Origin of the sequence: Hydrogenophaga sp. (genome assembly GCF_041633695.1) — a bacterium.
In the GTDB taxonomy this organism is placed as follows: Bacteria; Pseudomonadota; Gammaproteobacteria; order Burkholderiales; family Burkholderiaceae_C; genus Hydrogenophaga.
In genome coordinates, this window is the sequence record NZ_JBFJMY010000169.1 from 1 (window position 1) to 8,510 (window position 8,510).

Consider the following 8,510-nt stretch of genomic DNA (forward strand, 5'->3'; position numbering starts at 1 on the left):
AACCGGCCCAGCGGTATTGCGGCGTGGCCGGGAATGCGCGGTACACCACTTGGGCGGCGGCTTCGATGTCGGGCAGGGTGAGCATTCAGTGTTCTCCAGAGGTCAGCACCACGGTGCCGCGCGGCGTGGCCAGCGTGGCGCGCAGGGCGGCGGGGCCGGTGCGCACCGTCGCCAGTGCTTGCGCGCCCAGCGCAGCCAGGGCGGTGTTCAAGGCCGCAGGTTCGGGCGTGGCGAGTTCGAAGGCCTGCAGGGCCAGGCCACTGTTGGGCATGGTGTGCAGCGGATGCACCGCACCCCACTGGATCAGGGTCGGCAGGCAACCACCCAGGAGGCGCTGACCATCGTCGCGCACGCTGATCTGCCATTCGAGCAGCCCCGCAGGCGTGGCGCGGCTGGCCCGCAGCACGCTGCCACGGTCCAGGCCCTGCGCGGCGAGTCGGGCGCAGGCGGTCGCGATGTTCGGCACACCCAGCACCCAGTGGATGAGGCTTGGCCCCTGGCGCACCAGGCGCTCGCGCAGCGCCAGGTCGTCCAGATCGAACCAGCGCTTCAAGCCGCTTGCGCGCGTGGGCTTGGCGCTGGCTTGGATGGCGATGATTTCCAGATAGGCGCGCGCGCCACCGGGGACGGTCAGCGCCAGCAAGCGGTTGTGCGTGCCCATGAGCGGGTGTTCGCCACCGGGTCCGGGTGTGACACCCAGCGTGTTTTCGCACCAGGCCACACCTTCTTCCAGCGTGGTGGCGGCGATCACCAGATGGTCCAGGGCAGCGTTCGTGGCGTTCATGGGTAGGGTGTACCGTCTTTGTGCTGGAAGGCCCATTGGCCGTTCAGCATCACGGCCCGCAGGTCGTCGTCGGGGTAGCTGCCCTGGTCGCCCGGCGTGCGGTCGCCCACTTCCAGGTAGACCACGGTTTCTTCGGTTTCGTTGCGCAGGCAATGTGCGTCGCCGCTGCCGGCCTTGAACCCGGCGCAGTCACCCGGGCCGAGCAGAGTGCGGCCATGGTCGGTGTGCAGGGTGGGATGGCCTTGCAGCACGTAGATGAATTCATCCTGGCGGCTGTGCGCGTGGCGCAAGCTGGACACCGCGTTCGGCGCCAACCGGGTCAGGTTGACACCGAAGTTGGCCAACCCAAACACATCGCCCAGAGCGCGCTTTTCACGCCCGGCCATGCGCGAGGCGAAGGGCTCGGGGTAGTTCGAGGGCTTGCTGCGCGGGGGCAGCTGTTCGGCGCTGACGGCAACGGGGCGGAGCGGGTCGGACATGGGCGTCTCCAGTTGAATAGGCGGGTACGGCGCCAGTGCGCCAGGTTCATGGACTTCGTGCTACAGCACCACCGAGCCTTCTATGCAGCCCACCGACGAACCGCCGACCCAGATCGTGCCATCGGCGTCGCGCTCGATGTGCACACGGCCTTCGCGCTGCAAGGCTGCGCCCTGCGCGGCCACGTAGCGCTCGGGCGCCAAACCCGCGCCGATCAGCCACTGCGCCAGTGCGGCGTTCAGGCTGCCGGTGACCGGGTCTTCGACCAGACCGGCGTTTCCGGGGAAGAAGGCGCGCACTTCAAACGCCGTGTCGCCGACCGGATTGCGCGGACCCACGACCCCGATATCCATCCCGGCGAGCAGTGCGCCGTCGGGTTGCAGCGCCAGCACCTGGTCGGCGCTCCGGAGCATCACACCGCGCCAGTTCGGCCCGTTGTTGCACCAGCTGTGGGCCACGATGTCGCTGCGCGCCACACCCAGGCCGCGCGCAATCAAGGCCACGTCGGCTTCGTCCAGCGGGCCGCTCTTGATGAGCGGCGGCGCGGCGAACGCGAGCCGACCAATGCCCCCACGCTCCGCCGCTGCGCGGGTCGCTGCCCCCCGAGGGGGCGAGCCGTCGCCTTGGGGCGGCCCGGCGGCGACGCCGCCGTCCCGGCGGATGCGCACCAGGCCCACGCCGCACTCCTGCACCACGTGTTCGGCGCGCGGCACACTGCCGGCTTGCAACCAGGCGTGGCAACTGCCCAGCGTGGGGTGGCCGGCAAACGGCAGTTCGCGCCCCGGGCAGAAGATGCGCACCCGGTAGTCGGCGCCTGCGGCACGGCCCTCGTCGGTCGGTGGCAGCAGAAACGTGCACTCCGAGAGGTTGGTCCAGTTGGTGAAGTGCTGCATGGCCTCGGTGCTGAGATCCGAGCCGTCCAGCACCACCGCCAGCGGATTGCCCCGGTACGGTGTGGTGGTGAACACGTCCACCTGCTGAAAGGCTCTTGGGCGGCGGGCGGCAGCGGTTGCGGTTGTGGTTGTGGAGGTCATGGGCGCTTCTTTCTTCAGGACAAAGGCAGGTCGAGCACACCCCGGCTGGCCGGGTGGGCCAGCCAGTGGGCGTACCAGCGTTCGATGTGCGGCCAGGCCGGGCGTGGCTGCGGCAAGCCCCACCAGCGGTGCACCTCGCAGGCGATGGGCAGGTCGGCCATGGTCGGGGTGTCGCCGACCATGAAGGCGTGCCGGGCCAGTTGCGCATCGACCGCGCCGAACAGCGGTTCGGTGGCCGCCACCGACTGCGCGATCAGCTGCCTATCGCGCTGCGGCGCCGGGGTGCGTATCCACTGCAAGAAGGCCGGGCCCCCGGCGCGGTTCAAGGTGGTCTGCTGCCAGTCCATCCAGCGTTCGGCCTCGAAGCGCTGGCGCACACCGTCGGGGTACCAGCCGGTGGCGCCACCGTATTGCGCGCACAGATAGCGCACGATGACGTTGGACTCCCACAGCGTGAAGTCGCCGTCCTGCAAGGTCGGCACCAGGCCGTTCGGGTTGAGCGCGCGGTAGCCGGGCGTGTCCACCACACCGTAGGCCAGACCGGCGTCCACGCGCTCAAAGTCCAACCCCAGCCATTGGGCGCACAACAACACCTTGCGCACATTGATGGAACTGGTGCGGCCCCAGATGCGCAACATGCTCATGCCGCTTGTAAAGCCCGAATGGCCTGAGCCAGTGCGGCGATGCCGGTCTGGATCTGCGCCACGCTGGCGGTCACAAAACACAGGCGCAAGGTGCGCGGATCGGCCTGCTCGGCGTAAAACGCGGCGCCGGGCACAAAGGCCACGCCCTTGTCCACCGCCTTGGGCAGCAGCTCGACGGCGTCCATACCCTCGGGCAGGCGCACCCAGAGGAACATGCCGCCATCGGGCGCATTCCATTCAACACCCAGACCCGCCATTTCCAGGGCCAGGGCGGCCAGCATGGCCTGGCATTGGGACTTGTAGAGGCTGCGGATGGTGGGCACATGGCCATCCAGAAAACCGTTCTGCATCAGCGCGACCACCATGCGCTGGTTGTAGCCAGGGCTGTGCAGATCGGCCGCCTGCTTGGCCTGCAGCAGCTTGGGGAAGATGGACTTGGGTGCCACCAGATAGCCCAGCCGCAACCCGGGCGCCAGCACTTTGGAAAACGAGCCCAGGTAGATGCAGCCCTCGGGGTTGCGCGCGGTCAGCGGCGCGGGTGGCGGCGTATCGAACCAGAGGTCGCCATAGGGGTTGTCTTCCATCAGCGGCAGGCCCAGCGCGCTGGCCCGCTCCACCAGCGCCGCGCGGCGCGCTTCGCTCATGCTGCGCCCGGTCGGGTTCTGGAAATTGGGCAGCACGTACAGAAACCGGGCCGCATCGCTGCCCGTTCCCATTTGTTGCGCCAGGTGGTCCAGGTCCACGCCTTGCTCGTCGCTGTGCACGCTCACCACCACCGGTTCCATGGGTGCAAACGCCTGCAGGGCGCCCAGGTAGGTGGGGGTTTCCACCAGCACCCGGCTGCCCACGTCGATCAAGACCTTGGCCACCAGGTCCAGCCCCTGCTGGCTACCGGTGGTGATCAGCACCTGGGCCGGGTCCACGTCCCACGGCAGGCTCTTGGCCACCAGCTCGCGCAAGGGCGCAAAACCTTCGCTGGCCGCGTATTGCAGGGCCGCCGCGCCGTCTTCGCGCAGCACGCGCTCGCTGGCTTGTGCAAAGGCCTCGATGGGAAAGGTCTTGGGTGAGGGTAGGCCACCGGCAAAACTGATGATGCCGGGCTTTTCGGTCACCTTCAGGATCTCGCGGATCACCGATGGGTTCATCTTGTGGGCGCGTTGCGCCAAGGTCCATGTGCTCATGCTGGATTGCCTGTTTGCTCTCCGCCCTTGGGTCCGTAAAAAACGACCCAGGTCACGAAGTCCTTGCTGAAATGTTCGAAGCGGTGCACCTGACCCGCTGGTACAAAAAACACGTCCCCCGGTGCAAAGCGATGGCGCTGCCCACCGTTGAGAAACTCGCCCTGCCCGCTTTGCACAAAATACAACTCGTCTTGCTCGTGCGGCTGTTGCGGATCCTGGTCTTGCGGTGCATACACCTCCACCTGCATGGTCCCGTGCCGCAACAACGTGGCAAAGCGCTCCCCTTGCGGACCGGGAAGCTGCCGCAAGCCAGCGGCCAAGTCGGCTTTCATGGGGCAACACCTGGGCGTGGAGCCGCCATGCGCCGCCCCATGAACACGGTGAATACCACAGCGATGGCAAAACCCAGGGTCGTGGCGTCCAGCGATTCACCCAGCAAGGGCACGGCGGCCACGATGCTGATGAACGGTTGCAGCAATTGCATCTGGCTCACGCGCAAGGCACCACCCAGCGCCAGGCCACGGAACCAGGCGAAAAAGCCGGCCCACATGGAGAACACGCCCACATACACCAGCGCCAGCCAGGACGGCCAGGCGATGGCCTGGGCCTGCTCCGGCCAGGTGAGCCAGGTGCCCGGCAGCGTGATCGGCAAGGCCATCACGCACATCCAGCTGATGACACGCTCCGCGCCCAGCGCCGGTGTCACCTTGGCGCCCGCCACGTAGCCCAGCGAGGCCGCGACCACAGCCGCCACCAGCAGCAGATCGGCCGATGCCAGGCCAAAGCCATGGCCCAGCTGGTGGGCGCGCAGCAGACTGTAGGCCGCCACCAGCACGCTGCCCAGCAAGGCGAACAACCAGAAACCCAGCCGCGCACGCTGGTGCAGCAACCAGGCCGCCGCCGCTGCCGTCACCAGCGGCAACAAGGCGGTGATGACGGCAGCGTGGCTGGCCGTGACCGCGCGCAGCGCCCAGCCCAGCAGCAAGGGGTAACCGATCACGTTGCCCAACACCGCCAGCCCCAGCGATTTGCCTTGTTCGAGCGTGGGCAGGCGGGAGCGGGTGCACAGCAGGTAGGCCACCGAAAGGCCACCCGCCAGCGCAGCACGGGACCAGGTGACGAACCAGGGCGAGAGTTGCGGCGCGTCGGCGCTGCCGGTGGCCAGCCGGGTCATGGGCAGGGTGAGGCCGAACACGATCACACCGACCAGGCCCAGCCACAGGCCCAGGGTTTCGTCGCGCTGGCTGGGCACGAGCCCCAAGGTGGCGCTGCGGTTCACGAGGCGGCTCCGGCAGGGGTTTGCAACCCCAGAAACAACATCCAGACGGCGGTGAGCGCCAACGCGCTGGCCATCACCCGGTTGAACACCCGCAGGCGCGCGCCCACCACCAGCCATTCGCGCAGCAGCGAACCCATGCTGGCGTAGGTCAGGTTGCTGAAAAAGGCGAACGCCAGCAAAACCGGCAACACCTGCAGAAAGCGGGTGGAGGCGTCGGGCCGTCCGGCGATCCAGCCGGCCACCACAGCCAGCGCGAACATCCAGGCCTTGATGTTCAGGAACTGCAGCAACACGCCTTGCTTGAACGTGACCTGCAGCCTTTCAGCGCGCACACGGGCCAGACTCTGGCTGGCGGCCAGCTGCCAGGCCAGCCACAGCAGGTAGGCCACACCGCCCAACAAAATGGCCAGACGCAGGCTGGGCACGGCCAGCACCAGCGCGCCAAAACCGGCAGAGCACAAAGCCAGCATCAAGCCCCAACCCACGGGCACCGCGCAGACAAATCGCAGCGCGTGGCGCAGGCCGAAATTGGCCGCCAGCGCGGTCGAGAGCGTGGTGTTGGGTCCGGGGGTGAAGCTGCTGGCGGTAGCCAGCACCAGCAAGGCGCTGAATTCGGCGGCGTTCATGCCACGGCCTCTCGGTCCCCGCCCAAGCTGGCGGGGGCGTGCAAAAGGTCCGGGGCTTGTGGTGTCATGACAAAGACTTTATCCTCAACCAGCCATACACCGACCATACAGATCAAGAGGTCAGATCACAAACTGTGTGGTCGGCAACGTCCACACACCCCGCACCGGCCCGCCCCAGGAACGCCCCGCCATGTTGAAGTCCACCGCCCACGAACCCGCCGACACCGCTTCGCCTCCGCCCGAGCCCACGGCCTTGGACCTGTCTGGCCAGGTCGCGCCGGTGGTGTCGGCGCCGGCGCTGATGCGGCATTCGGCCCAGACCCTGGCCGAGCAACTGGCCGAGCGTTTCGCCAGCCGCATCCGCGACCGTTTGATGGCGCCCGGCGCGCGCCTGCCCAGCGTGCGCCAGTGCGCCGAGCAGCACGAACTCAGCCCCTCCACCGTGGTGGCCGCGTACGACTTGCTGCAGGCCCAGGGTCTGGTGCAGGCGCAGCGCAACCGGGGCTTTTTTGTGCGCCAGCGCTTGCCGGCTGGCAGCGTGGCGGCGGCGGTGCCGCCGCCCGGTGGCACCACACCGGGGGTGCCGGGCAACCCTGTGGCCCGTCGGCCGCCGCCGGTCAACGCCGCGACCTTGATCCGGGGCATGTTCCACCAGCAAGGTGAGCTGCCCCAGCCCGGCATGGGCGTGCTGCCGCCCGATTGGATGGCGAGCCACTTCATGCAGGCGGCGGTGCGGCGCGTCAGCTCGGGCAAGGCGCTGGACGATGCCTCCTTGCGCTACGGCGAGCCGCTGGGCGACGGCCACCTGCGCCGCGTGCTGGCCACGCGCTTGCAAAGCCTGGGCATGCCGGCCGAGCCGGGCCAGATCATCACCACCGTGGGCGCCACACACGCGCTCGATCTGGTGAGCCGCACCCTGGTCAAACGCGGCGATTGTGTGATGGTGGAAGAGCCCGGCTGGGCGGTGGAATTCGCCCGCCTCGACGCCCTGGGCATGCGCATACTGCCGGTGCCGCGTGGCCCGGCCGGCCCCGATCTGGCGGTGATGGCGCGCTATTGCGAAGAGCACGCGCCCAAGCTGTTCGTGAGCGTGAGCGTGCTGCACAACCCGACCGGCTACAGCCTCACGCCACCCAGCGCCCACCGCGTCTTGCAGCTGGCGCAGCAGCACGGTTTTTATGTGGTGGAAGACGATACCTACAGCCACATCGCGCCCGAACACGCGACCCGCATGAGCGTGCTCGACGGCTTGCAGCGCACCATTTACATCAGCGGTTTCGCCAAGATCCTGGCGCCCAACTGGCGCGTGGGCTACCTGGCCGCGCCGCCGGAATGGGTGGAGCGCCTGCTCGATACCAAACTGCTGTCGACCCTGACCACACCCAGCCTGCTGGAGCGGGCGCTGGCGATCTGCATCGAGCAAGGGCAGCTGCGCCGCCACGCCGAGCGCATCCGCACCCGGCTCGACGCCGCGCGCAACCGCAGCGTGAAGCTGGCGGTGGCCGCCGGCTGCCGTTTCGCCACCGAACCGGCCGGCCTGTTTGGCTGGGTCGATACCGGCGTGGACACCGAGGCGCTGGCGCAGCGCCTGCTGGACGAAGGTTATTTGATCGCGCCGGGCGGGCTGTTCCACGCCGCGCGCGCGCCCAGCACCCTGATGCGCATCAATTTCGCGACCTCGCAAGACGCGGCGTTCTGGCGGGTGTACCAGCGGCTGGTGGCCAAAACCTGACCGGTGTTCAGGTGTTGAACACTTGCCCGTTTTCGATGCGCAACGCCTGGCTGCGCGCCAGATCGGCCAGCAAGCCATCGAGCCAGCGCCGCTGCGCCACCGGATCACCGCCCTGTTTTTGCAGCGCCGCGCGCAGATACGGGGTTTGTTCGCACCAGCGGTAGAGCGCGTCCAGCTCCATTTGCCGCCATTCGAGCAGCTTGAATTTGATCAGCACCTTGTAGCCGTGGCGCAAGTGGCTGGCCGGATCGGTCACGAATTTGTTCAAGCGGCTGCGCGCGCGCTGCAAGGCCGCCGCCACGTCCTGGAACACCCGCCCGTGGCCGGGCACCACCGTCACCGGGTCCAGGCGCTCGATCAGGTCCAGGGTATCGGCCACTTCGTCAAACGCGTCCACGCCTTCCAGTTCCGGAAACACCACGCCAAAACCGTGCTCCCACAAGGCATCGGCCGAGAGCAGCAGCCGGTGCTCGGCCTGGAACAGCAGCACCGCGTGCGGGTCGTGGCCCTTGGCCGCGTGCACCTCCCAGTCGCAAGCACCGAGCCGGACCGACGAGCCCGGTTGCAGCAGGGCGTCGTGGCGAAAGGGCGGGCAATCTTGCCCGGTGGGCTGGAAGGTGAGCGCCACCGGGTCCCAGTCGGCCACGGCCTGGGCCAGCCCCGGTGGGATGTGGGTAGCCACGCCGGGATAGGCTTGCTGCAGGGCGGCGTTGCCGCCGCAGTGGTCGCTGTGCAAATGGGTGTTGAGCAGCA

General features: G+C 68.2%; 10 protein-coding genes. 1 reads left to right on the plus strand and 9 read right to left on the minus strand.

Translation table 11 applies throughout. The features are described 5' to 3' along the window. Positions 1–85 precede the first annotated feature (85 nt). The 8 genes from ABYB95_RS11920 to ABYB95_RS11955 are packed head-to-tail and all read right to left on the minus strand — an operon-like array spanning position 86 to position 6,025. On the minus strand, positions 86–784 hold the full coding sequence (locus tag ABYB95_RS11920; protein WP_372658762.1) for a VOC family protein: 699 nt from the start codon (positions 782–784) through the stop codon (positions 86–88). Then, positions 781–1,263: a cupin domain-containing protein gene (locus tag ABYB95_RS11925; protein ID WP_372658763.1), complete on the minus strand. Its 483-nt coding sequence runs from the start codon at positions 1,261–1,263 to the stop codon at positions 781–783. Before ABYB95_RS11925 ends, ABYB95_RS11920 begins: the two co-directional genes overlap by 4 nt. Positions 1,264–1,323: 60 nt before the next feature. Next, positions 1,324–2,295, minus strand: a complete 972-nt coding sequence (locus ABYB95_RS11930; protein ID WP_372658764.1) for a PhzF family phenazine biosynthesis protein — start codon at positions 2,293–2,295, stop codon at positions 1,324–1,326. Positions 2,296–2,309: 14 nt separating this feature from the next. After that, positions 2,310–2,933, minus strand: a complete 624-nt coding sequence (locus ABYB95_RS11935; RefSeq protein ID WP_372658770.1) for a glutathione S-transferase family protein — start codon at positions 2,931–2,933, stop codon at positions 2,310–2,312. 2 nt (positions 2,934–2,935) lie between these two features. Further along, positions 2,936–4,120 (minus strand): PLP-dependent aminotransferase family protein, encoded by a 1,185-nt coding sequence (locus ABYB95_RS11940; protein WP_372658765.1) that lies wholly within the window; start codon positions 4,118–4,120, stop codon positions 2,936–2,938. Then, positions 4,117–4,452, minus strand: coding sequence for a cupin domain-containing protein (locus ABYB95_RS11945; protein ID WP_372658766.1), 336 nt, complete (start codon positions 4,450–4,452; stop codon positions 4,117–4,119). Before ABYB95_RS11945 ends, ABYB95_RS11940 begins: the two co-directional genes overlap by 4 nt. Further along, the gene (locus ABYB95_RS11950; RefSeq protein WP_372658767.1) at positions 4,449–5,399 is read right to left on the minus strand and encodes a DMT family transporter; all 951 of its coding nucleotides are present in this window, start codon (positions 5,397–5,399) and stop codon (positions 4,449–4,451) included. The genes ABYB95_RS11945 and ABYB95_RS11950 overlap by 4 nt, the downstream gene beginning before the upstream one ends. Further along, positions 5,396–6,025 carry a LysE family translocator gene (locus ABYB95_RS11955; protein WP_372658768.1) on the minus strand — a complete coding sequence of 210 codons (630 nt, stop codon included), beginning with the start codon at positions 6,023–6,025 and terminating at the stop codon, positions 5,396–5,398. Before ABYB95_RS11955 ends, ABYB95_RS11950 begins: the two co-directional genes overlap by 4 nt. 301 nt (positions 6,026–6,326) lie before the next feature. Here ABYB95_RS11955 and ABYB95_RS11960 point away from each other — a divergent pair, with 301 nt between their 5' ends. Continuing rightward, the gene (locus ABYB95_RS11960) at positions 6,327–7,757 is read left to right on the plus strand and encodes a PLP-dependent aminotransferase family protein (protein ID WP_372658771.1); all 1,431 of its coding nucleotides are present in this window, start codon (positions 6,327–6,329) and stop codon (positions 7,755–7,757) included. Positions 7,758–7,764: 7 nt separating this feature from the next. Here ABYB95_RS11960 and ABYB95_RS11965 read toward each other — a convergent pair. After that, positions 7,765–8,510: MBL fold metallo-hydrolase (locus ABYB95_RS11965; RefSeq protein ID WP_372658769.1), on the minus strand; the 746-nt coding region annotated here is incomplete at its 5' end.